Annotated in this window: 17 protein-coding genes; all 17 read right to left on the bottom strand. The window is 39.8% G+C overall.

What is annotated here, in order from left to right; genetic code table 11:
* Positions 1-7: 7 nt before the first annotated feature.
* Entirely contained in the window at positions 8-244 is a 237-nt protein-coding gene (locus CWC17_RS00170) for a glutaredoxin family protein (RefSeq protein WP_138541156.1), read from the bottom strand.
* Entirely contained in the window at positions 237-2354 is a 2118-nt protein-coding gene (rlmKL, locus tag CWC17_RS00175) for a bifunctional 23S rRNA (guanine(2069)-N(7))-methyltransferase RlmK/23S rRNA (guanine(2445)-N(2))-methyltransferase RlmL (RefSeq protein ID WP_138611772.1), read from the bottom strand. The genes CWC17_RS00170 and rlmKL overlap by 8 nt, the downstream gene beginning before the upstream one ends.
* An 89-nt stretch (positions 2355-2443) precedes the next feature.
* Positions 2444-2974 carry a cell division protein ZapC gene (locus CWC17_RS00180; RefSeq protein ID WP_055016001.1) on the bottom strand — a complete coding sequence of 177 codons (531 nt, stop codon included), beginning with the start codon at positions 2972-2974 and terminating at the stop codon, positions 2444-2446.
* Between the two features lie 130 nt (positions 2975-3104).
* Positions 3105-4115 (bottom strand): quinone-dependent dihydroorotate dehydrogenase, encoded by a 1011-nt coding sequence (pyrD, locus tag CWC17_RS00185; protein WP_138611773.1) that lies wholly within the window; start codon positions 4113-4115, stop codon positions 3105-3107.
* A 117-nt stretch (positions 4116-4232) separates the two neighbouring features.
* Positions 4233-9074, bottom strand: coding sequence for an NAD-glutamate dehydrogenase (locus CWC17_RS00190; protein WP_138611774.1), 4842 nt, complete (start codon positions 9072-9074; stop codon positions 4233-4235).
* Between the two features lie 213 nt (positions 9075-9287).
* Positions 9288-11609: an efflux RND transporter permease subunit gene (locus CWC17_RS00195; protein WP_138611775.1), complete on the bottom strand. Its 2322-nt coding sequence runs from the start codon at positions 11607-11609 to the stop codon at positions 9288-9290.
* On the bottom strand, positions 11609-12604 hold the full coding sequence (locus CWC17_RS00200; protein ID WP_138611776.1) for a WD40/YVTN/BNR-like repeat-containing protein: 996 nt from the start codon (positions 12602-12604) through the stop codon (positions 11609-11611). The genes CWC17_RS00195 and CWC17_RS00200 overlap by 1 nt, the downstream gene beginning before the upstream one ends.
* Before the next feature lie 127 nt (positions 12605-12731).
* The gene (locus CWC17_RS00205; RefSeq protein WP_055016006.1) at positions 12732-14096 is read right to left on the bottom strand and encodes a DUF1329 domain-containing protein; all 1365 of its coding nucleotides are present in this window, start codon (positions 14094-14096) and stop codon (positions 12732-12734) included.
* A gap of 13 nt (positions 14097-14109) precedes the next feature.
* Entirely contained in the window at positions 14110-16203 is a 2094-nt protein-coding gene (locus CWC17_RS00210; RefSeq protein WP_138611777.1) for a DUF1302 domain-containing protein, read from the bottom strand.
* A 250-nt stretch (positions 16204-16453) separates the two neighbouring features.
* Positions 16454-16675: a DUF2835 domain-containing protein gene (locus CWC17_RS00215; RefSeq protein ID WP_055016008.1), complete on the bottom strand. Its 222-nt coding sequence runs from the start codon at positions 16673-16675 to the stop codon at positions 16454-16456.
* Entirely contained in the window at positions 16676-19270 is a 2595-nt protein-coding gene (gene pepN / locus CWC17_RS00220) for an aminopeptidase N (RefSeq protein ID WP_138611778.1), read from the bottom strand.
* Positions 19271-19313: 43 nt separating this feature from the next.
* Positions 19314-20774 (bottom strand): Na+/H+ antiporter NhaC, encoded by a 1461-nt coding sequence (gene nhaC, locus CWC17_RS00225; RefSeq protein ID WP_171037636.1) that lies wholly within the window; start codon positions 20772-20774, stop codon positions 19314-19316.
* A gap of 183 nt (positions 20775-20957) precedes the next feature.
* The gene (gene prc / locus CWC17_RS00230; RefSeq protein ID WP_138611779.1) at positions 20958-22982 is read right to left on the bottom strand and encodes a carboxy terminal-processing peptidase; all 2025 of its coding nucleotides are present in this window, start codon (positions 22980-22982) and stop codon (positions 20958-20960) included.
* A gap of 26 nt (positions 22983-23008) precedes the next feature.
* Positions 23009-23647 (bottom strand): RNA chaperone ProQ, encoded by a 639-nt coding sequence (gene proQ / locus CWC17_RS00235; protein ID WP_138541165.1) that lies wholly within the window; start codon positions 23645-23647, stop codon positions 23009-23011.
* A 15-nt stretch (positions 23648-23662) separates the two neighbouring features.
* Positions 23663-23941 (bottom strand): hypothetical protein, encoded by a 279-nt coding sequence (locus CWC17_RS00240; protein WP_055016013.1) that lies wholly within the window; start codon positions 23939-23941, stop codon positions 23663-23665.
* Positions 23941-24399 (bottom strand): free L-methionine (R)-S-oxide reductase MsrC, encoded by a 459-nt coding sequence (gene msrC / locus CWC17_RS00245; protein ID WP_055016014.1) that lies wholly within the window; start codon positions 24397-24399, stop codon positions 23941-23943. Before msrC ends, CWC17_RS00240 begins: the two co-directional genes overlap by 1 nt.
* A gap of 128 nt (positions 24400-24527) precedes the next feature.
* Complete coding sequence (locus tag CWC17_RS00250) at positions 24528-24908, bottom strand: hypothetical protein (RefSeq protein WP_138541167.1); 381 nt, start codon at positions 24906-24908, stop codon at positions 24528-24530.
* Between the last annotated feature and the right edge of the window lie 325 nt (positions 24909-25233).

A 25233-nucleotide genomic window follows, 5' to 3' on the forward strand; every position in this document is an offset into this window, starting at 1 on the left:
TGCTCTTTTATTCTTGCGCTAAAAATTCATGCACTGTTTGTGCATCAAACGGCCAATACAAAAGTTGGCCAGTTTTGCTCTCAAATACAGGAATACTTAACTGAAAACGCGCTAATAATTGCTCATCAGTCATAATATCGGTTAATTGAAGTGTGTTTTTATTACCTAAAACTGATAATAAAACCTGCTCCGCTTGCTCACATAAATGACAGCCATCAGTGTGGTACAAAACATAACTAGCCATGGGTAATCAACCAGCTGTTGTGTATTTTTTTATTACGTTTGAAGTCAGGTGATAACGTTTTGTCTGAAATATTTTCAGCTTTTAACCCCAAGCCCATTAAACCCACTTCATCCATTACAAAACCACGTTTGTTATTAGAAAAAATTAATGTACCCGACGGGCTCAAGATTTTTTTAACCCAAGTAAGTAATTTAATATGATCGGTTTGCACATCAAACGCATCTTTCATTCGTTTAGAATTAGAAAACGTTGGGGGATCTAAAAATATTAAATCGTATTGGCCTTGAGCGTATTCTAGCCATTTTAAACAATCAGCCTGCTCAAAACGGTAACGGGTATTGCTAATATCATTTAACGCAAAGTTATCTTGGCCCCACTTGAGGTAGGTTTTTGATAAATCAACAGTGGTAATTGCTTTTGCACCACCAAGTGCCGCGTGCACAGAGGCTGTACCAGTGTACGCAAATAAGTTTAAAAAGCGTTTGTCTTTTGCATTTTGCTGAATATAACGACGCGCTAAACGATGGTCTAAAAATAGCCCTGTATCAAGATAATCAAACAAGTTTACTTTAAACTTAGCGCCAAACTCTTCCACCACCATAGTACGGTTTTGTTTAGCCATTGGGGTATACTGCTCTTCCCCTTTTTGTTTTTTACGCACTTTAACGGCTATGTTTTCAGGCGCAATGTTTAGCTGCTGTGCAGTTAAGCTAATCACATCTTGAAGACGCTTTTCTGATGTTTTTTCATCAATTTCTTTCGGAGCTGCGTATTCAAAAATAACAGCAGAGTCGCCATAAATATCAACCGCTACGTTGTACTCAGGAATATCAGCATCATAAACGCGATAAGCTTGTACTTCGTTTTGTTTAAGCCAATTTTTGAGGCTCTGCTTATTCTTTTTTAGACGATTAGCAAACGACATCGAGCCTTCAAAATTAAGCGCCGGTTTGTCGTCACTTGTCAGGCTTACTTGTTTATCATCTAACTGATATAAATTTAGTTCTACATCTAATGGGCCATTTTTAAATTTATAACGCTTTTGTTTAACCAGTTTTAACAGCTTAAATAGGCTTTCATCCATGCCTAGTAACGCAAGCTTCCAATGATTAAAGTGCTTTTTAAAACCCACGCCCATGCTGCGGTGTAAATTTACCAGCTCGGCCATAGAACCAATACGCTCACCGTACGGTAAGTTAGAAATTACTACGCCAGGTAATTTAGCGACAGAGGTAAGCTTAGTCGCATCACTTTGCTTAAACTTAATAACATTACCCAGCTCTGCTCGCTCAGCATTGGCAATGGCTTTATCAAGAACTTGCGCATCGTAATCATGGCCAATTAACCACAATTTAGGATCGGTAATTTGTGCAATTAATTCCTCACGCAGTTGTTTAAATTTAGCCGCTCTAAAACTTGGTAAACGCTCAAAGGCAAACCCTTCTCTAAATAAACCAGGTGCTTCATTGCGAGCCATGCCCGCCGCTTCTATTAAAATAGTGCCGGCACCACAACATGGGTCAAATAAAGGTTGATTTACATTTTCAAGCCAACCACTGCGTTTAATAATCGCTGCCGCTAAATGCTCTTTAATTGGGGCTTTACCTTGGCCTTGGCGATAACCACGCTCGGATAAACGAGGACCCGAGTAATCAATATACAGAGCAACACCATGACGGTTTAAACGCGCAACAACACGCACGTTGGCATCTTGCTTATCCACATTTGGGCGCTGTTCGTATAAATCATTAAAATAGTCAACAATTGCATCTTTAATTACCAAGCCTGAGAACTGGGTATTTTTTAAAGCGTCGTTGGTACCAGTAAAATCAACAGCAAATGTTTGTGTTGGTCCAAACCATTCTTGCCATGGCTGAAATCGAGCAAATTTATACAGGCTATCTTTATCATTAACGCCTTCTTTTTCTTCAATAAGCATCAGCACACGTGTTGCATAACGAGTTGATAGACAAACCTTTTGCGCCAATGTTGAATCTGCCTCAAAGCGAACAGAACCCACAGTTTGTTTAGACACAGCAGCGCCTAGTTCTGTTAGTTCATCAACAAGTAAATTTTCGATTCCGATAGAAGTAAGTGCGATAAATTGCAAAGTAATAACCCTTAATAGCTAATTGCGCAGGATTATAACATAGGTTGGCTGACAAACACTTGATAAACGCAGCTCGATTTATAAATTAGCTAAGCTGATTTACTCTGGTATTGCTCAAGTAATAGAGGGTGAACGCGGTTGTTTAAAACGCGGATAACTTCAAATTGCTCAAGAGACAAATTATCATCAAGTTTGAATGTTTCGTTAAGGTTTAGGCAAATTGACGCATCAGGGCAATGTTCAACAATTAAAAACTCACCGGTTTGTGCTTTTGAGGTAAGTTTAACGATGGCTTCTGTACTTGGCTGGGTGCCAGTGTACTCTTCAAAAAACCAACTTTTAGCCAGAACCGGTTTTAAGTGAAATTTTACAGCAGTGGCATTGAGCGCAATTTGGCAAATTTGTGCAGGCTTATACAGCTCAAAACCATCTAAGTAATTGTATACTTGCTCATAAAAAGCAGCATCTTCTAAGCTAAAACGCGGGTTTTCAAATACACAGTCGGTGAGTTGTCTTAATTTATACGGTGTGCATAGTTGCATATCGTCATTTAAATCAAGTAGTAAGCGGTTTTTATTTGCACATGCAATCCACTGCCATTGTTTTGTTGCTTGTAACATTTGCCTCCTCCTTGTTTAAAAATTTATTTTTAATTAAGACATTAATATTAGATTATAACGGCTTTTGACCATTTTTAAAACATTTGTTTAGAACATTTATTGAACGATCAAAAGCTTACATAACTGATCCTTATAAGGAATCAACGATTGATTTTACCAATTGTGGCCCTTTGTAGATGAACCCAGTATAAACCTGCACTAAATTTGCGCCTGCATTTAGCTTTTCTTGAGCGGATTTCGCATCATCAATACCACCTACACCAATAATTGGCAATTTACCTTGTGTTAAACGCTTAAGTTCGCTAACTACCTGCGTAGAGCGCCCTCTTACCGGGCTGCCAGATAAACCACCGGCCTCATCGGCGTATTGCTGACCCATTACTGCACTGCGTTCAAGCGTAGTATTTGTGGCAATAACACCATCAATTTTATTATTTAAAAGTGACTCGCTTACCTGCTCAATTTGTATTTCATCAAGATCTGGCGCTATTTTAACCAGCATAGGTACTTGCTTATTATGTTTGGCAATTAAATCGAGCTGCTCATTTTTTAAACTTTGCAATAGATCATCAAGTGCAGTGCCATATTGTAAATCACGCAGACCTGGCGTATTAGGAGAGGATATATTGACAGTAATATACGAAGCATGCTCAAACACTTTACGCATACAATGAATGTAGTCGTCTTTGCCTTGCTCATTTGGAGTATCTTTATTTTTACCAATATTAATACCTAAAATACCGGTGTATTTAGCATTTTTTACGTTATTAACTAAATTATCAACCCCTTTGTTATTAAAGCCCATTCGGTTAATAATGGCATTTGACTGAGGTAACCTAAAAATACGCGGCTTATCATTGCCTGCTTGCGGGCGCGGGGTGACCGTGCCTACTTCTACAAAACCAAAACCCATTTGGCTAAAGGCATCAATACATTCAGCGTTTTTATCTAAACCTGCAGCTAAACCTACAGGGTTTTTAAACTCAAGGCCTAAAAAGTTGACTGGTTTATCTTGTAATTGTTGAGACCAAGCTGCGTTTAAAGGGGTGTGAGCAAAACGGCGTAAGTTATTAAGTGCAAACTCATGTGCCCATTCAGCATCTCGGGTGAACATAAAACGGCGTGCTAGATCGTAAAACATGAATTGTTCCTCTTAAAATTACAGACAAAAAAATACCTCAGACTAGGCTGAGGTATTGTATAACAATTTTAACAATTAACTGATTATTTACTGAATAAATAACCCATTAAAGCTAAATTATTTTCCTGAAGTATCACAGTTGTGGCTTAACAACATCAATTCGCGCAGTGCAACTGAGAACTTAGCAAAGTCATGGCTTTGTGACGTTTTAAACTCAGCTAACATTTGCTTCCAACGCTGTAACAATAGATCTTGGCTTGCCATCCACTGATCAATTTGATTATCAACATCGTTTTCGTCACCTTCAAAGCTGTTTAGCACAACATGAGAAAGTGTACGTTGTTGCCAATCAAGCTCTTCACGATACGACGCTCGAGCTAGTGCTTGCCAATGGTTAGAGACAGGCTGATTAGTAATTTGGTCTAAGAACCAGTGTAAGCCCATACGCGAGCCAAGTTTAAAGTAGGTATTAGATACCATCGCCACGCTGCGGCCTGAATTATGCGCTATTTCAGCAATATCCATAACAGAAAACAGGCTAGAAAGGTCAATAATACGCTTAGCAATTTGCTTAGGCACACCTTTCTCTGCTAGCTCGTTAACCTTACCCGCAAGGCATTCGTGCTCTTTATCTTGCATGTACGTATTTAAGTTTTCGCTTAAATCTTTAAACGTAGGTGCAAAGAACTCGATTGCTTGTTCAATTGTTTGTGATTTATTACGATGACGTAAGAACCAGCGTGTTGCACGGCGAACAGTACGACGTAGTTGGTACAACATTTCTGTTTGAACTGCAGCTGGGATTTTATTATCTAGCGCGCTGATTGATGACCAGGTTTCACGCATTTCAAAAATCTCACTCGCAATTGAGTAACACATAGCGATTTCAGCTTCGTTAGCACCGGTCTCCTCGTTCATGCGTACCATGAAATTTAAGCCCATGTCATTAACGATATTGTTCGCCAGTTTTGTTGCAATGATTTCTTTGCGCAGTGGGTGGTTATCCATCGCGTCGTTAAATTTTTCACGTAGTGGACGCGGGAAAGACTTAACTAGTAGCTGACGGTAATAAGGGTTTTCAGTAATTTCATCTGTCACTAAAGACTCTTTAAGCACCATTTTTGCGTACGAAACTAATACAGAAAGCTCTGGACGTGTTAAGTCTTTACCTGCTGCAGCGCGCTCTGCCAACTCTTCATCAGTTGGTAAAAACTCAATTGCACGGTTTAGCTTGCCTTCTTTTTCAAGGGCATGAATAAAGCGGATCTTTTCTTTAAGCGTTGATGCACCTTTAGACTGTGTAATCGACAATGTATGTGTTTGACGGTAACAATCTTTAAGTACAAGCTCAGATACTTCGTCGGTCATAGAGTAAAGTAACTCGTCACGTTGTTTACGTGTTAAATCACCTTCTGAAACTAAGCCGTTAAGTAAAATTTTAATATTTACTTCGTTATCTGAACACGCAACACCGCCTACGTTATCAATAAAGTCGGTATTTACACGCCCGCCTTTGGCTGCAAACTCGATACGCCCTAATTGGGTTGCACCTAAGTTACCACCCTCACCTAAAATTTTAGCGCCAAGGTCTTTACCGTTTATGCGCAGCGCATCGTTTGCCCGATCGCCTACATCAGCGTCTGTTTCGTGGCTGTTTTTAATGTAAGTACCAATACCACCGTTCCACAGTAAATCAAATTCCATCATTAATGAGGCTTTGATTAACTCGTTCGGTGTCATGCTTGCTTTTTTAGTACCCAACATTTTTTTCATTTCTGGGCTTAAAGAAATCGACTTAGCTGCGCGCGAGAAAATCCCACCACCCGCTGAAATCAGATCTTTATTGTAATCTTCCCATGATGAACGTGGCAGATTAAACAAGCGCTCACGTTCTGGGTAAGACGTTGCTGCATCTGGTGTTGGATCTACAAATATATGCATGTGGTTAAACGCAACTTGCAAGCGAATGTGCTTAGACAATAACATGCCATTACCAAATACGTCACCGGCCATATCACCAATAGCAACCACAGTGAAATCGGTAGTTTGACAGTCAATATCCATTTCACGGAAATGACGTTTAACAGACTCCCATGCACCTTTTGCTGTTATGCCCATTTTCTTATGGTCATAACCTACTGAACCACCTGATGCAAACGCATCACCTAGCCAGAAGTTGTATTCGTTTGCAATACCGTTAGCAATATCAGAGAAGGTAGCTGTGCCTTTATCGGCTGCAACTACTAGGTATGGGTCGTCTTCATCGTGACGTGTTACATTAGCTGGCGGTACAATTTCACCTCGCTCAATGTTATCGGTAATGTCTAATAAACCACGGATGAAAATTTTGTAACACTCTTGACCTTCTTTAATAAAGGCTTCGCGCTCACTTGGTAGTTGCTTACATACAAAACCACCTTTAGAACCTACAGGAACAATTACAGTGTTCTTAACTTGTTGCGCTTTTACTAAGCCCAATACCTCAGTACGGAAATCTTCACGGCGGTCTGACCAACGAAGACCACCACGCGCAACTTTACCACCACGTAAATGCACACCTTCTACACGCGGAGAGTATACAAAAATCTCAAATGCTGGCAGCGGAAGCGGCATATCAGGAATTAAGCTAGGCTGTACTTTAAACGACACGTAAGATTTAAACTGACCTGATTCATCTTTTTGGAAGTAGTTTGTACGCAGTGTTGCCACAATCATATCTACGTATAAACGTATAATACGGTCATCATCAAGGTTCGCTACGTTTTCAAGCTCTAAGTAAATTTGTGCACTTAATTTCTCAAGTGTTTTAGGGCTTGCAGGGCTTTTTACTGAGAATTTTTTAGCAAATAAGTTAACTATTTGCGCAGCAATATGCGGGTAGTTTGCAAACGTGCTCTCAATGTAGGTCTGTGAGAAAGTAACCCCAATTTGGCGCATATATTTTGCATAGGCACGTAATATAGAGGCTTCACGACCTGTTAAACCACCCATTAATACTAAGCGGTTAAAGCCGTCGTTTTCAAGGCGGTTGCCCCATACATTAGTTAATGCAGCGCGAAAACGAGCAGAAATCTTATCAAAGTCGGCCATCCCTTTGCTGTCAATCAGCATAGAGAAATCCATGATCCAATTGATACGACCATCACTTGTTTTAACAGAATATGGCGTTTCACCTACAACGCGTAAACCAAAGTTCTCTAGCATTGGCATAACATCAGATAAGTGAATTGGCTCATCTTTATGGAACAAGCTTAGGCGTACAATATTGCTGTTAGCTTCTTCTTGCGGACGGTAGAACAGCATTTCTAGTTTGTTCTCGTCGTTTAACAATTCTAGTTTTTCAATATCGACAACCGCAGCACTCGGTAGTACTTCATCTTTGTAAGAGCGTGCAAACGCGTTGCAATATTTACGATTTAGCTCATTACCGCGGGCTTCCCCTGCTGACTCTAACAGTGCAGATTGTAATTTATCTTCCCATGTACGAGCAGCTTCTACTAGGTTGTTTTCGATGTCTTTCACGTTATATTCGATATTGTTATCGGTCACACGAACGGTGTAATGTGTACGCGCCAGTGTTGACTCAGAGAAATAGGTAGTAAATTCGACTTTTTCGTCAGAATTAAAGGCGTTAGCTAAAATGTCTTGTGTTTCTCGGCGCAGCGCTGTGTTGTATCGCTCACGTGGCACATACACCATGCAAGAGAAGAAACGTCCATAGGCATCTTTGCGAACAAATAAGCGACACATGTCACGTTCTTGTATTTGTAAAACACCCATTGCAACTTCAAGTAACTCGCTCTCGCGAGCTTGAACTAATTCATCACGTGGGTAAGTTTCTAAAATATTTAGTACCGCTTTGTACGCATGTGTTCCTTTAGCAAAGTCACACATATCCATAATACGGTTAATTTTAGTTTTTAGAACTGGCACATCTGCTGCGCTGTTGTTGTAAAAACTTGATGAGAACAAACCAATAAAGCGGTCTTCACCGACTACATTACCTTCGTCATCAAAGCGTTTAATACCAACGTAGTCAATGTACGCTGGGCGATGCACGCGAGATACAGAGTTAGTTTTCGTTAACACCAATAAATTGCTGCTTAGTGCTTCTTGACGGGCAAATTCTGGTAATTCAGACAATAAACGTGTGTGCTCATCTGTTGAGTTTTTCATCAAACCAAGGCTTGTGTCCATTTTACCTTTTAATTGGTAATCACCTTGCACTGGTGTTAATTCATACTCGCGATAACCCATTAATGTAAAGTTATCTTTAGCTAGCCAGTCTAAAAATTCAACGGCTTCAGATACTTCGTTTTTATTTTTATTGTGCTTACGTTTAGGTACTTCTTGAGTAACTGACACAAGCTTTTCGCGAATTGGCTGCCAATCATCTACTGCAATAGAGACATCAACTAACACAGATTCTAATTCTTTTTTAAATGATGAAATAACAGACGCGTCTGTTTGACGGTCAATTTCGATAAAGAATACTGTTTTAGTCGAGGTAGATTCTTGCTCTGCTTTTAAATTTGACAAGCCAGAAATTTTAGCGTTTTTGTCACGCTGAATTTTAAGTGGGCTGTGAAGTAACAAGTGAGAAGCTATATTTTCACGGGTCATAGCCATACGAACAGAATCAACTAAGAAAGGCATATCTTTAGCGATGATTTCTACAATTGTATGCGATGACTGCCAGCCATCTTTTGCTACTTCAGGGTTGAAAACGCGAATTACTGCGTCGTCCGTGGTGTTTTTTTCTAGTGCATTCCAAAGGCTGAGTGCAGCACCGTATAAGTCACTGTCATTGCGATTTGCCAAATCCTCTTTAGACATGTTGCTGTACAAGGCTTTGGCGAATTTCTCAACGAGTAACACATTATCAGCGTGAACTTTTTTCTGGATAAGCTTACAGACATTATCTAGGATAACCGAGGCTTGGCCTTCATTTCGTGTCATTGTATGTTCCTTAATCTATTACTGCTTTTAGTTAAGCAGAATATTTGTACAGCCATTTATTAGCGTGGAGTCAGTTAAATTCTAACCCTTTTAGCGCTAATAAACAGCCTTTTCGATGAAAACATTTTAAGCATTTCAGCTATTTGGTCATCTATTCACAAAATATAGATATAAATGACCATTACTGGTCATTTAGGAGCACAATTATTCACTTTATTTTTTCTGGTCGGTCCACAGTAAGCTACCTATCGCAGGTAAAAGCAGCACTGCACCTAACATATTTACTAAAAACATGAAGGTAAGTAGTATTCCCATATCTACTTGAAACTTAAGATCAGAGAATATCCACGTGCTTACACCTATCGCAAGCGTAATACCGGTAAATAATACTGCACTACCACGCTCAACAAGCGCGTTACGGTAAGCCACACTAAGCGGTACATTTTGCTTAAGCTGCCCCATCATAGATGACAAAATGTAAATGCCGTAATCAACCCCAATACCTACACCAAGCGCTATAACAGGCAATGTAGACACGGTTAGACCAATTTCAAGCTGTACCATCAAGGCTTGCGCGAGTGTTGATACAATATAAAGCGGTAATACCACAGCAATTGTTGCTTTAACACTTCTAAAACTCATTAAACATAACACTATTACGGCGCCGTAAACGTAAAGCATCATCGGAATTTGCGCAGCAGATACCGACTCATTTGTAGCAGCCATTACCCCAACAGGGCCCGAAGCTAATTTAAAGGCAAGCTTATCTGTGCCCTCTTCTTGTGCAAATTGCTTAACACTTTGAATTACAGTATCGATAGTTTGCGCTTTGTGATCATCTAAAAAGATAATCACCGGCATAACAGAACAATCACCATTAAGTAAACCGGTGCTGGTTTCTACTCGTGCGGTAGATTGTACTAAACTTGCCGAATTACGCGGCAAGCTTTGCCATTTTAAGTTACCTTCGTTGTAACCTGCATTCACCGACTGCGCGACCGAGCTTAAACTAACCGCCGATTGCACCCCAGCTACATTTTCTACTTTGTATTGAAAACGACTAATACGCTCCATTACATCGTGCTCTGTACATGCTGCTGGGTAAGCTTCAACAATCACTTTTAAAATATCTGACGAAATAGTGTATTTGTCCGATATTAAAAATGTGTCTTGGTTATAACGCGCATCTTGATGCAATGAAGGCGCACCTGCGTGTAAATCACCAATACGCATTTTATCTGCTTGCCAGTAACCTAATGCAAATAAAACTAACGTAAAGCCGATGATCACTTTAGCGGTTTTAGGGTCTGTTGCCTTAACTAATAAATTACGAATTGCATCAAGCATATTTGGTTTTTGAGCATCACCAGCTTGAATATGCACTGTATTTGCAAAGTTTAAGTACGATGCCCACACAGGTAGTAAAATTAAATTAGTAAATATAATTACAGCCACACCTAAACTGGCCGTTATAGCAAGTTCACGAATAATACCAATATCTATGGTAAGGAGTGTTAAAAAGCCAACTGTGTCAGAAAGAAGCGCAATACCACCTGGCACTAATAACGCTCTAAAGCTTGATTGACAACAAACACGCGTACTTTTACCTTCGCCTACTTTTTTGCCAATCGCGTTTATCATTTGCACGCCATGGCTTACACCAATCGCAAACACTAAAAATGGGACCAAAATAGACATAGGATCAAGGCCAAACCCTAAGCTTGAAAGTAAACCCATTTGCCAAATTACGGCAATAATAGAACAGGCAATTGGTAAAATAGTGAGCTTAAGGCTGCCACAAAATAACCAAACCATAATAAATGTAAATGCAATTGCGATTGCAAAGAACAGCACAACACCTTTAGCACCTTGTGCTATATCTCCTGCCATTTTTGCAAAGCCAATAATATGAATGCTCACTTTGTCTGTACTTAGTGGCTCTCTTAGTTGGCTTTCGAGTTTTTCAGCAAAAGCGAGTGTATCTAACTTTTGCTGTGTTTGCGGATCGGTCTCTAATAGCTGTGCTGTCACCATGGCACATGAGTAGTCGCTGGCAATCATACGCCCTACTACTTTTGCTTTTTCGATATTTTCTTTAACGATGCCTAAGCCGCGTGCATCAGCTTTAAAGTTTGCAGGTATAATTGGACCACCTGCAAAGCCATCTTCTACCACTTCAACAAAACGAGCACTTGGCGCAAAAATTGAGTTAACTAAAGGGCGATTTACACCAGGAATAAAATAAAGCTGATCGTGTACCGCTTTTAACTGAGTAAAAAACTCAGGGTTAAAAATATTACCGCTATCATCACACACCGATATTAAAATACTGTTAGCACCACCAAATTGCTTTTCATGCTTAGTGTACACTTTCATGTAGTCATGATTGAGCGGGATGTTTTTATTAAATGATGCGTCTAATTCAATATGGGTGGCTTTGTAGCCTAAAAAACATGTTATAAACGCAAATACGATTAACATGATTGTACGGTGTCTAAATACCGCTTTTTCTAAAAAATCTAAAAACGTATGCATTAAGGGGTCAACTCCTTCACTTTAATGCCATCTTCTGTTGCCATGACCAATTTATTATTAATTATTACGCCATCTAGTATCGCTTTGCCATCGGGACGTTGTTCATGAGTCAGTAAGCCATCTTTTAAATGAAAAATAACGCCACTGTTAGCAAGTAATAACCACTGCTCGTTATTATAATTTATGATGTTGTTTACTGTGGCTGTTTTCACATTTTCAAAATGTTGCCACTGCTGCTCGCCTTTACTTTTAGCAAACACATTACCTCGTAAACCTGCCACTATTTCTTGTTCGCTATCAGATGCAACGGCAAAAAAAGAGCCAGGATAAATCTCATCAAGGCGTTGCCAAGTGACGCCGTTATCTTGGCTGCGTGCCATTAGCCCCATTTCGCCAACCAACATTAAGCCATTATCTGTTTTTTCAATGCGATTAAAGTGCGGCAAAATAGAAGCGGTTTCAGCTTCGTAACCCTCAGGGTCATTTTCTTTTAAGCCGTTTAAATACTCTCTGTCTTCGCTAAATAATAAAGAGTCTAAAAAGCGTTTTTGCCAATGTTGTCCGCCATCGGTTGTTTGGTAAAACATCCCGTAAGCACCAACAGCAAAACCTGTTGTGTTATTTTCAAAATATATATCTAAGCAAGGCTTATCAAGCTCTGGCTTAGCTTGTTGTAACTGCCAATTTTGCCCGCCATCAGTGGTATTGATAATTGTGGCATCGTGCCCGCATGCCCAGCCGTTAGTCTCGGTGCTAAAATCGACGGCAGTTAACAAAACTTGCGTAGGTACACTTTGTGCCTGCTGCCACTTTTCACCATTAATGCTTTTTATAACAGTACCGTGTTTGCCAACTGCAACAAGGCCAGCGCCTGTATTTGTAATATCGGTGAGGAGAGTTTTATTTGCGTTAAGTGCGCTAATAGCTTGTAAAGGTGCATCTTGTGCAACACTTGCACCGCTTATAATCAGGCTGGCATATACCAAATACTTCATAAATTTTAATCGCCTTGAACTGAAGAAATGTTTGTCTTGTTTACTGAGGAAAAACCTGCGCGTCATAAAGACAAACGCGATGAGAAAGAAAAAGCAGCTAACGGGCTGTTAGCTGCATATTAGGATATTACCTACCTTCACGGCGCAATGCGCTTGAAGTGAACTCGTTATCGTTAAACGATTCTGAAAAATCGTACATTTTTTCTTGGTTATCTAAACCAATTGCTAAATAACGACGCGAATTTAAATCGTGATAAACTTCAAGTGTACTCCACTGCGTAGGTACTTCGTAGTAGTTAAGACCATAAGCCATAGCTACACGGTAAAGTTGGTCGCGATTATCATAAATATCGGTCACTTGTACTTGCCAGCTATCTTCGTCAATGTAAAACACCCGTTTTTTATAAATATGACGAGTATCATCTTTTAAGTTAGCTTCAACAACCCATACACGGTGCTTTTCATAGCGCGTATGTTCTGGGTTAATGTGCCCTGGTTTTAAAATATCATCGTACTCTAATTTATCACTGTGTAACTTGTAGCTATTGTACGGAATATATAGCTCTTGCTTACCTTTTAACGTCCAGTTATAACGGTTAGGTGAGCCATTAAACATATCAAAATCATCGGTAGTACGTAAGCTATCTGCCGCTGTACCTGGTGCGTCATATGCAACATTTGGTGCACGACGAACACGACGCTGACCTGAATTATATGTCCACGCTTGGCGAGGCGTTAAAATTTGATCCATGGTTTCGTGTACAAGTAGCGCTGTACCGGCAAGGCGTGCAGGCTCTGTCACCTTTTGTTTAAATTTAAACAAAATGTTTGAGTCTTGAAGCTCTGCAGGCGTCGCTTTAGGATCTGAATATTTAACCAATAGTTGTTCATCAAAGCCCACATAATTGTACGAACCCGATGCGGTGGGTGCAGCTTGTCCACCAAAACGCTCTATTGATTGTCCACGATAGCGTAATAAGTGATTCCAAATAGCCTCTAAGCCAGATTTAGGAATAGGAAATGGAATACCAATTGCGGTATTTTTTATTCCGTTGCCACCTTCAATAAGCTCAGCCGTTGCAGCAAACTCTTTTGTTGCATCGTATACAAACTGTGGATAAGAGGCAGAGCGGCGCGTTTCATAAACAGGCATTTTAAACGTATCTGGGTATGCTTCAAATAAAGCAATTTGACCAGGGCTTAAGTTAGCTTTGTATTTATCAAGGTTTGTTTTATCAATAGTAAACAACACTTTGTCCGCTGAGTAAGGGTCAATGTGGTGCATACCAGGCTCGTAACCTTCTGGTGCAGTTGTAATACCGCCATTCCACGCTGGAATAGACCCATCAGCATTGGCTGCTTTTTCTGCGCCAAACGGCGTTAAGTCTTGTCCTAAACGTGCAACTTCTTCAGCGCTCATTTTTGCCATTGCCGCTGAACTTAAAAACATGCTACACAAAGCGGTAGCGATGAGGGTAGGTTTTTTAATCATACTAATATTACCCCTAAATAGAATATTTTAAATTGAAAGAAACGTAGTCACGATCTGAGAAAGTATTGATATCGCCACCACCCCAAAATGAGTTGTAGCTCACATCAAGTGACCATGCATTTTGGTAATTAAAGTTCATCGTTACACCCAGCGATTTACGGTCTTCAATAAACAAGAACATAGGATCAGGTGTGTTACCGTTTACATCATGAGAAAATACAAATCGTGGAGAGAAGTTAATACCGTTGTAAAGGTTAAAGTAATCACCTTTAGCAATTAGGCGGTAACCCCAAGACGAGGCCGTAGCAAACGACTTTTCTTCTGGGCCATTAGAAAGGCCTAGTTGTAATGTTGTGTAGTCAGTAGTGCCTGGACCTGTGATCACACCGCTTCGACCTGTACCCGACACATTTAAACGCATTTCGTCGTAATCAGGCATATCATGAATTTTAACAGCGCCGACTTCGCCTACTACAGCCCAACTATCAGCACCTAATGACGGGCCAAATAAATGTGTTGCAGTAAATTGAATTTGTGATGTGTCGCGTTCAATATAACCTTGCGCAACTTCACCTGCAGCCACTGAGCTAACTGCATCACCAAAGCTCATTTGCGAAATACCCGCAAAGTCTGGGCGAATGCCAGCCAGTGCTAATTGTTCAGGCATGGCGGTGTAAAGTAGCTCTACATCGTCTATTTGTAATGGCTCATCTTGACGGTAGGCAAACTCACCCGCAAATGCGGTTTCGCCAATTGTGGTGTTAAAGCTTAAACCGTAAAGTTTAATATCTTCTGGGTATTCATTTTCGGCTTTAGAAAACGCGACGAGATCTGCTACGTTGTCATCAGTAATTTCGGTTGTTGCAATCATTGCTAAATCTTGTGCAATTGCAGCTTGTGAAAAGTTCGATACACGACCAGAAATAAGCGGACGACGACTGTGATAATTAACATGATATAAAGCGACCTCTGTGTCGTTCCACTCAGGTAAAAATACACCTAAACGTAAACCGTATTGACCGCCGTCATCTGGCTCTGTTTTACCGTTATCGCCTTTACCTTTAAGCGCCACTTTAGTGGGATGCGCTAGATACATATTTGCTAGTAGAGCTTGACCTTCAGCACTTGTTGGATCAATGCCCTGTGCAGCCGCTACCTGTGCAAAGTTAGTGTACAGGTTATTAAGGCTATCTGTTAAAAATGCCATATCAATATCAGGGTTTGAGGTAAAGCCTAACTGTACATTTTGTTGATAGCCGTTTTCTGCCGCAAAATCATTGGTAGAAAAATAAGTACCTGCGGCTGGCAGGCGTGTTTCATGCCATTGATACTGGTAAAAACCTTCTAGGGTAATATTTTCAGTAATACCTAATGACGCCCAAAGCATACCCACTGGAATAAATGCTTCTTTAAGCTCAGCACCCGGTGCTTTTAAGCGGTCAATGTCAACTGGGTTTACGTTAATACCATGAGAGATAAGCGTACTTTCACCCCAGTTAACGACTTGTTGGCCTAAACGAATTGAAAGTGGATTATTGCCATCATTTAAATCAAAGTTAGCCCAAACGTAAGCGTCTAATAAACGAATGTCGGCACAACTTTGCTCTTTTGTGTCGTCGTCATCACATGGATCTACGCCTTGTCCTGAGGTTGGGTTAACGTAGGCTCTATCACCATCCATTAACTCAAAATCGTAAAAGTACATAAAACGCGTGAATAAGCCATAGTTATCTTTATTAATTGAAAGGTCGTGTGTGCCTTTCAACAATTTTGAAAACGAATCACCGCTATCAAAATTAAGATTACCTGCATCGCCATTATTAGAGTATGAGCCCGGTTGAGCCCAAACATCTTGAGAAGAATAAATAGTATTTAATGAAGGATTATACCCAGTCCAATCAAATGCAGGATTATTGCTTTTACCAATAATGTCGAAATCTCTGTCTTCAACACGGACGCTTTGACCATAGGAAAAAGTTGAGTCGAAGGTGATATCAAAGCCCCCTACCTCAAAATTTGCTGCATTCGCTGCTGCTGATAAACCTAAGCTTGCGGCTGCTAAACCTATAGCTATTTTGTTTTTAACAAAAAGCGATCTTCTTATCATTGTGTATCCCCCCTGTCGTGGGTAATTATGTGTGATCAAGTTATTGTTTTTAGTGTAATCTTAACGATAGAAGCGATTATAAAAAATTACAAATGGTCGCGTTCAATCAATTATTATATTTTTTGAGCTGACGTTTACGTATTGGTAAGACGTCATACCAGATATTTTATACACGTAAATTAACAATAGAACAAATTGAAATTAACAAAAAGATAATATTTTTATGTATCTATAACATAAAAACAGTAGGTTAGGCGATACGTTCGAGACGAATAAATTTATTCTCAGGGGTTAGTAAAAGTCTAAAGCGCCCTCTAATTCCAATAGATGAAATATAAGGGCGTAGGTGTGACGCGGCAAAACGTATTGTTTTGCCATTGTCCTCAACCACTTGTACAGAGCTATAACGGCCATGATAGTAATCCATGCATTTGTTATAGCTCAAGTTTAGGTAAAAGTAATACTCAATCATTTATTTAAGTGCTTTTTCAACCTTCTCATATAAGTCAGCACTCAGTCCTTCAAGGCTTGCTAAGCGTTGCAATTGCGCTTTCATTGCTTGAGCACGTGTTGCATCAAATCGTTTCCACGACATGAAAGGCGTTAACATTCTAGAGGCATTTTGCGGATTAATCGCGTTTAGCTTAATGAGTAAGTCCCCTAATAATGCGTAACCTTCACCATCTTTTCGGTGAAATTGCGCGGTATTAAAATGACTAAAGCTGCCTACTAGTGCACGGACTCTATTTGGGTTTGAAAAGTCAAAACTAGGATGCTCATAGAGCGCTTTAATATTCTCAATAGTACCAGCACCGGACTGCATAGCTTGTAGTGCAAACCATTTATCCATTACTAAAACGTCATGACGCCACTGGCTATCAAAATGATCTAACAACGCATCTCTTAATGGGTGCGATGATTTTACTACCGCACTCAATGAGGCTAAAACGTTGGTCATATTCGGTGAATCTGCCGATTCTTTAATAAAGCGGTCAACTTGCTCAGAAGGTATTTTAGCTAAGTAATGTAAACAAACACCTTTAAGCGCTCTTATAGCCACTGCATCTGGATTTATACTGCCATCATCTACTAACGAACTATAACAATGTAAAAGCTCATTAAATAATTCTTCAGCAATTTGCTGTTCAAACAGTTTTGTAACAGTGATAATTTCATCCACAGGTATCGTGTCAAACTCAGCAGCAAACGTGTCAAAACTTGGGAGTTTAATCAGTTCAGCAATTAATGCTAAATCACCACTTTTCTCGCTAATTAAAACACGTAATGCATTGATAACGTTATCACTAAGTGCGGCATGTTCAGGTGCATTAACGCCCTGCTTAACTGCCTTAATAAATAACTGTTGCTGTGCGTCCCAACGCGAAAAGTCGCTGCGTGCAAAACGCATTATGTGCAGTAAGTCATGCTCTGAATTTTGCTGACTTAAAATACACGGCGCTGAAAAATCTTCAAGTAACACAGCCACTGGACGAGCAGGTATTTGATCAAAGTAAAACGTTTGCGTTGGCGCAGTTACGTTAAGCACGTGGTCGCGTTTTTCACCTTGATAAGTAAGTGCAATACTTTGCCCATTTTCATCTAATAATTCGATGGCAAATGGAATGTGAAGGCTCTTATTATCTGGCTGATTTAGCGGAGATGATTGCTCAATTGTTAAAGTATAAAGTTGCTTATCGTGATCATAGTGCTGTGTTGCATTTAAACGAGGTGTACCTGATTGGCTATACCAGCGTTTAAATTGTGATAAATCTATGCCTGAAGCATCACTCATTGCAGCAACAAAATCATCACAGGTAACCGCTTGACCATCATGACGTTCAAAGTAAAGCTGCATCCCTTTTTGAAAGTTAACCTCACCTAACAGGGTGTGCATCATTCTGATAACTTCAGCCCCTTTATCGTAAACCGTTACGGTATAAAAGTTATTCATTTCGATAACTTTTTCAGGGCGAATTGGGTGCGCCATTGGCCCCGCATCTTCACTAAATTGATGTGTACGCATTACTTTAACGGCATCAATGCGATTAAGTGCACGTGAGCCTAAATCGCTACTAAACTCTTGGTCTCTAAATACAGTAAGCCCTTCTTTTAGCGATAATTGAAACCAGTCTCTGCAGGTAACGCGGTTGCCTGTCCAGTTATGAAAATACTCATGCCCAACAATCGACTCTATAGTATGGTAATCTTTATCCGTTGCGGTTTCTTGGTTAGCCAATACACATTTACTATTAAATACATTTAGCCCTTTGTTTTCCATTGCGCCCATATTGAAAAAATCCACGGCTACAATCATATATATGTCTAAATCGTATTCTAGGTTAAAGCGCTCTTCATCCCATTGCATTGCTTTTTTTAATGAGCTAATTGCATGCGGCGTTTTAGATAAATTGCCTTTATCAACAAATAACGCAAGTTCAATTTCGCGTCCGCTTTTTGTAGTGTAGGTGTCTTTTAGTACATCAAAATCGCCCGCTACTAATGCAAATAAGTAACTTGGTTTTTTAAATGGGTCTTGCCATTTAGCAAAATGGCGGCCATCAGCTGTTTCGCCGCTGTCAATTTGGTTACCATTTGATAGTAAATGCCTAAAGTTTTTATCTGCAATAATTGTTACATCATAGGTACTTAGCACGTCAGGGCGATCTAAAAAGTAGGTTATTTTTCTAAAACCTTGCGCTTCACATTGGGTGCAATACGCCCCGCCAGATAAATACAAGCCTTCCAAAGAGGTATTGGTTTCAGGAGAAATTACTGTAACTATTTTCAGCTGGCATGTGTGAGGTAAATCATTAATGATTAAGTGCTCACCTTCAATCTTATAATTTGTGTAAGCAATATTGTCTACGTGTAGTTCCAGTAATTGTAAGTCTATACCGTCTAAAACAAGTGCAGAGTTTTCATTAGTTGTTCTTTTAAGCGTAAGTAGCGCAGTCACTTTTGTATTAAGGGGTTGTAAGTCAAAAGTGAGTTCTGTGTGCTCTATTGAAAAATTAGGCGCCGTGTAATCTTTTAGATATTGCGCTTTTGGCTTTGCCGAAACAGTCATAGTTACTCCCACGAAAGCCCCTTAAAAAAGGGGCTATTAAGATTTAAGCAGGTTGCTTAGGTTCAATGCGTAAAATTTTAATACCTACGTACGCATAAATAATAGCTAAGAAAGGATTAATTAAATTAAAGAAAGCATACAAAGCATAGTCAAATGGATTTATTAATAAAACACTTTGCATGTACGCACCACACGTATTCCAAGGAATTAACGGGCTTGTTATTGTTCCGCCATCTTCTAAAGTACGCGATAAATTAACCGGTTTTAATCCTCGATTCTTATACTCTTCTTTAAACATACGACCAGGGACTACAATAGCGATGTATTGATCCGCTGCAATTAAGTTTGTACCCACACAAGTTGCAATGGTTGATGTAATAAGCGAACCTGTGCTTTTAGCTATTTTTAAAATACTCTTAACAAAAATATCCAGTAAGCCGGTTTTCTCCATTATGGCGCCAAACATAAGTGCCGTCATGATCAACCAAGTTGTGGTTAACATACCTGCCATACCACCACCACTGAGCAATGAATCCATTTTTTCATCGCCCGTATCGATACTAAATCCATCGAAAAAAGTCGTCCAAATAATTTTAAAATAACCAACCAGCTCACCTTGAGACAAGTCAATTTGTGTCGCGATTAAATCTGACTGAAACAGCATTGCCCACACAGCACCAATTACAGCGCCAATCGAAATAGCCGGAAACGCTGGCATTTTTTTAATAGCTAAAACTAGGAGCACAATTAATGGAATTAACATTTCAAAGCCAATATTAAAGCTTTGCTCTAAAATTACCGTAATTTCGTCAATTCTACCGGCTTCGTTAGAAGCTGTTGCATTAAAGCCCATAAAAATAAAAATGATCAGTGCAATGACAAAGCTAGGAACAGTCGTCCATAGCATATGGTGAATATGTTCGAATAAATCAGCGCCTACAACAGCCGGCGCTAAATTAGTCGTTTCAGAAAGTGGGCTTAGTTTGTCTCCAAAGTAAGCGCCCGAAATAACCGCCCCTGCCGTCACCGTTTGGTCTAATCCAAGGCCAGTAGCAACACCTAAAAGCGCAACACCTATGGTGGCAGCTGTAGTCCAAGAGCTGCCGATACTCATTGCAACAATGCCACAGATTAAACAGCTGGCAGCATAAAACCAACTAGGGTTAATAACCTGTAAGCCATAATAAATAAGAGTTGGCACGGTGCCCGACAACAGCCAAGTACCAATTAAAGCACCCACCATCAATAAAATTAAAATTGCCCCCAATGATAAAGTAATACCTTCAATCATGGCTTCTTCAAGCTTTTTCCACGTATAGCCATTTTTAAGCCCTATTAGTGCCGCCGCAAAAGTGGCAAATAATAACGCTATTTGGTTGGGGCCTGACGACGAGTTATCGCCAAATAAATAGACCGCTGCGCCTAATAGGCAGATAAGAACAGAGATAGGAATAAGTGCGTCAAAAAACGAGGCGGGTTTAATCGGTTTTTCTAAAGGCTTCAAAATAGTGACTCCTGCACACCACATACGAGGGCGTGTTTATTTATTATTTTTAGCGTATCAGTGCTTTTTTTAAGCCACAGTAATGTAACTCAATTAAGTGATTCGCGATTATAGCAATTTAGCAAAATTTAGGTAACAAAAAAGGCGCAAAAAGCGCCTTTTTAAAAGGGGTATACACGTGTTTTATTTCTTAGCGATACGGCCAAAGTTAATATAGTCTTGCGTAATTAGTGCTGCCTCTTCCAAGAAAGGGTCTAACTCTTCAATTACCTCTGGTACATCATCTAGGTTTTCAATCGGATCTTTACCTAAACGCTTTAAACGTTCATTAGTGCGCGCTAAAGTACGTGCTTCATTTTCATCTTTTTCTTTAATACGGTCTGCTTCAACTAAAGAAATAGTTTTACGGTCTTTTTCATCATTGTAACGAGCAATATCATCAAATACATAACCAAATTCGGGCTCTGTTTTAATACGTAGTTCGTGTTGTTTCTCTAGATAACTAATCACAGGGGTTAAATTACCCTGCTTTTTATACTTAGCTCGTACTATGCTATCCCAAGGTAATGCATTATCTTGCTTGCTCTCACCCCATTCTGCTGGGTCTATCGCCGAAGGGAAGGAAATATCAGGAATAACCCCTTTGTGCTGAGTACTGCCACCATTTATACGGTAAAATTTAGCAATAGTGTACTGTACACTCCCTAAATCGTTGTCGTATAAATCATACGCACGGCCTAAGCCTTTGTGTTGTTGAACCGTTCCCTTACCAAAGGTTTGCTCGCCAATAATCACTGCACGGCCATAATCTTGCATTGCGGCGGCAAAAATTTCAGAGGCTGAAGCACTGTAGCGGTCAACTAAAACAGTTAGTGGGCCATCGTAATAGGTAATGCCATCACGATCTTTTTGCTCTTCAATACGGTTATTTAACGTATGAATTTGTACTACCGGACCTTGATCAAAAAAGAGGCCTGATAGTTGCGTAGCTTCATATAGTGATCCACCGCCATTTTGGCGCAAGTCAATAATAATACCGTCTACATTTTCTTCTTTGAGTTTAGCTAATTCAACTTTAACGTCTTTCGAAAGGTTGTTATAAAAACCAGGGATCTCAATAACACCGATTTTTGACGTTAAATTTGAGTAACTGGCCTCAAATACTTCAGATTTGGCCGCTCTGTCTTCTAAGCGAATTTTATCACGGGTGATTTCAACAACTTTTGGCGTGCCATGCGCATCTGAGCCTTTAAGATATTGTAAACGTACCTTGGTTCCTTTCGGGCCTTTGATTAGGTCAACAACATCATCTAAACGCCAACCAATAACATCAACAAACTCTTTTTGATCTTGAGCAACACCAATAATTTTGTCGTCAGCTTTTAGCCGCTCTGTTTTATCTGCTGGGCCACCCGGTACTAAGCTGCGAATAACGGTGTAATCTTCATCCGGACTTAAAACGGCGCCAATGCCTTCAAGCTCTAAGTCCATATCCATTTTAAATTGTTCTGCGCGGCGCGGCGATAAGTACGACGTATGTGCCTCGATACTACGCGCTAGCGAGTTCATTACAATTTGAAATGCATCTTCTGAATTTGTTTGCACTAAACGTTTTTGTGCATTTTTGTAACGCTTGGTAAGAACTTCCTTAATACCTTCCCAATCTTTACCTGTCATTTTTAAACGAAGGGCATCGTATTTAACACGTTCACGCCAGATTTCATCAAGCTCAGCTTGCGATGCTGGCCATGGCGCATCTTCACGATCAAAAAAGTATTTATCGTCTTTATCAAACGTCATTTCTTTATCTAGTAACGATAAAGAGTAATCATAGCGTTCAAAACGACGCTTTAAGCTTAAGTTAAAAATATCAAACGTAAAACCAAGTTTGCCCGTGGTAATCGCATTATCAAAATCGTCGCGGTATTTTTCAAACGTTGCAATGTCGCTTGCTAAAAACACGCTTTTGTTAAAATCAAGGGATTCGATATAACGATCATACACTTTACTGGAAAGCGCATCGTTAAATCGAACCGGTGTATAGTGTGAACGAGCAAATAAGTTAGCCACTCGTTTGCTGGCAGTGCCATGTTGACTTTCTAGTTTAAGTACAGGCAAGTCTTCAAGTTTTGCCGCTTCTACGGAAGCGAATAAAGAACCCGAAAACAGGGCAGCCACTAACGGAATGAGCGTAAACTTTTTACTCATACACAACTCCTTAATTTATTTACAACTTAAATAATGTATAAGCTGTCAGCTTTGGTTTTAACTTGCATGCCTGTTACTAATTCAACATGAACTTCGTCTTTGTTTACTTCAGTAATTACCGCATTTACAAGTGCTTGGCCAAGTTTAACCTTAACCTTGTTATTAACCTTGACCTCACTTGCAGGTAAAGGTTCAACTTTTCCTGAACGTTTAGCAGGGGCTGCTTTAGCTGGTTTGTTAGCTGGAGCATTATTTTTGCTAGCGTGGGCTGGCTTTTTCTTGAAAGATTTAGACTCTGAATCTTGGCGTGGACGCTGTTGTTTTTTGCGTTTAGCCATTTTAGCACGGCTTTCTTCTAGTGCTTTTTGAGCGTGGTCAATGTGCTCTTGCTCAACTTTTTCACCTTGATTACCATCAAGGTCAATACGAAACTCTGACTTGGTCACAGCTTCTAAATAACGCCAATTAGACGTGTATTTTCTAAGTGCTTGGCGTACTTGTGTCTTACTTACTTTTTCAGACCCTTCGATACGCTCGGCAATATCTTTAAAAATACCGACTTTAAGCGGTTTAATACCGTCTTTTTGTTTAAAACATTGTGGAAATTCTTGATAAAGAAATTCCAACACTTCATTAATATCTTTTAGCTTGTTTGTGGTTTCCATTTTAGAACCTATTTTTCACATCTTTTCGTCAAGGGAGGAATCAACATAGTGTATTACCCAGTCAATTAACTCTTCGAAGTCAGCTTCTAGTACTGCCAAGTCACCTCGAAGGTGTTCCCAAATACCATTTATTATTTCATCGATTGATTCACAGTCTAAATCATCTGGGATTTTATCCCAGGCTATGTGAATCAAATCATTGAGCGTTTCCGCTACATGTTCTTCATCCCCTTCCCAATCGCCTACATCTTGTACTGCGAATAGGTAGTCTTGAACATTTAGCAAATCTTTCATTACAAGCTTGCCTCTAAGCATTTAACTAATGCTTCTAAACCAGCTTGGTCATCAGTATCAAAGCGACCAATAGTTGGGCTATCAATATCAAGAACAGCTACTATCTTATCATTTTTCATGATAGGTACAACAATCTCAGAATTAGACGCTGCGTCACAGGCTATATGACCTTCAAACGCATGCACATCTTCAATTAACTGTGTTTCTAGGGTTGCCGCAGCCGTACCACACACTCCTTTACCAACAGGAATACGAATACATGCAGGGTTGCCTTGAAAAGGCCCAAGCACTAATTCACTCGGCGAATCCATAAAGTAAAAGCCCGCCCAATTTACATCTTCTAATGAGGTAAATAATAGCGCACTTACGTTAGCCATATTAGCAATGACATTAGATTCACCAGCGATTAGTGATTCAGTTTGCTTAACTAATGACTGGTAAAAATCGTGCTTTTGCATACCAAACTACTTCTTATTAAACATACAGTAGCTAAAGGTACTCTTTGTCGTGAAAAATTGAAACCTTTTACAAGTAAAAAAACAGAAATAGCGCCGTTTTTCAGCACGCTTGATTAATATTTCTGCAATTATTTTTTTGCTGATTTACGCAGGCCAAATAAAAATAGTCCTGCGGCAAAAGCGGCCATTACACTATTAATTAAAAATATCTCGCCTGATGTCGCACTTAGTAAGTAACTAAAAATTGCGCCGCCCAGCAGCCCAAGGGTAAGTACTCCTGAATAATTGACTTTTGCATACTTAAACATAAGCAAATAACCCGGTACGACAAAAGCGGCCATCGTAAGACCAACAATATGTGCGTTCGCAATTGCGCTCATTAATAGTTGCAGAAAAATGGTAGTGGTATCACCATTAACAGTAAGCCCATAATAAAGACCTAGTGTACTACCAACTATAACGGGGGATAATAAAGAAAGCGCGACACTTTTGGCTAGTTGATGTTTCATATAAGTTCCTAATTACACACTACAAACATTATCTTAAGCATGCACCAAGTTCTTAAGGTTAGAAACAGAGACTATGGTCGTAATTTATGATGGGAAAACAAGCACTCTTTAAACGTCTGTTATTAGGGCGTGTTGATCTTTGATGGTTGAATTTGCAGCAGTATGTTTGGTCTTTAGGCAAGGCGGAGCCTATGAAGTGTGGTTATTCCCCATTAATAGGCGATAACGCAGCATAAATGCCAAACATGCGCTGCCTTTCGGGTTCTGCCTAGGGGCGATAAACTCTTTGTTACTCGGTTTTTACTTAGCCCACTAGGTTACAAAC

Source organism: Pseudoalteromonas sp. S3785, assembly GCF_005887365.1.
Lineage (GTDB): Bacteria > Pseudomonadota > Gammaproteobacteria > Enterobacterales > Alteromonadaceae > Pseudoalteromonas.

What these genes read in the sequence shown, in the direction of transcription:
- CWC17_RS00180 (WP_055016001.1), bottom strand. Translation starts at nt 2,974, where the DNA reads ATGTTACAAGCAACAAAACAATGGCAGTGGATTGCATGTGCAAATAAA.
- CWC17_RS00200 (WP_138611776.1), bottom strand. Translation starts at nt 12,604, where the DNA reads ATGAAGTATTTGGTATATGCCAGCCTGATTATAAGCGGTGCAAGTGTT.
- CWC17_RS00250 (WP_138541167.1), bottom strand. Translation starts at nt 24,908, where the DNA reads ATGAAACATCAACTAGCCAAAAGTGTCGCGCTTTCTTTATTATCCCCC.
- CWC17_RS00215 (WP_055016008.1), bottom strand. Translation starts at nt 16,675, where the DNA reads ATGATTGAGTATTACTTTTACCTAAACTTGAGCTATAACAAATGCATG.
- proQ (WP_138541165.1), bottom strand. Translation starts at nt 23,647, where the DNA reads ATGGAAACCACAAACAAGCTAAAAGATATTAATGAAGTGTTGGAATTT.
- CWC17_RS00190 (WP_138611774.1), bottom strand. Translation starts at nt 9,074, where the DNA reads ATGACACGAAATGAAGGCCAAGCCTCGGTTATCCTAGATAATGTCTGT.
- pepN (WP_138611778.1), bottom strand. Translation starts at nt 19,270, where the DNA reads ATGACTGTTTCGGCAAAGCCAAAAGCGCAATATCTAAAAGATTACACG.
- CWC17_RS00195 (WP_138611775.1), bottom strand. Translation starts at nt 11,609, where the DNA reads ATGCATACGTTTTTAGATTTTTTAGAAAAAGCGGTATTTAGACACCGT.
- CWC17_RS00170 (WP_138541156.1), bottom strand. Translation starts at nt 244, where the DNA reads ATGGCTAGTTATGTTTTGTACCACACTGATGGCTGTCATTTATGTGAG.
- CWC17_RS00210 (WP_138611777.1), bottom strand. Translation starts at nt 16,203, where the DNA reads ATGATAAGAAGATCGCTTTTTGTTAAAAACAAAATAGCTATAGGTTTA.
- pyrD (WP_138611773.1), bottom strand. Translation starts at nt 4,115, where the DNA reads ATGTTTTACGATCTAGCACGCCGTTTTATGTTCACCCGAGATGCTGAA.
- msrC (WP_055016014.1), bottom strand. Translation starts at nt 24,399, where the DNA reads ATGCAAAAGCACGATTTTTACCAGTCATTAGTTAAGCAAACTGAATCA.
- prc (WP_138611779.1), bottom strand. Translation starts at nt 22,982, where the DNA reads ATGAGTAAAAAGTTTACGCTCATTCCGTTAGTGGCTGCCCTGTTTTCG.
- CWC17_RS00240 (WP_055016013.1), bottom strand. Translation starts at nt 23,941, where the DNA reads ATGAAAGATTTGCTAAATGTTCAAGACTACCTATTCGCAGTACAAGAT.
- CWC17_RS00205 (WP_055016006.1), bottom strand. Translation starts at nt 14,096, where the DNA reads ATGATTAAAAAACCTACCCTCATCGCTACCGCTTTGTGTAGCATGTTT.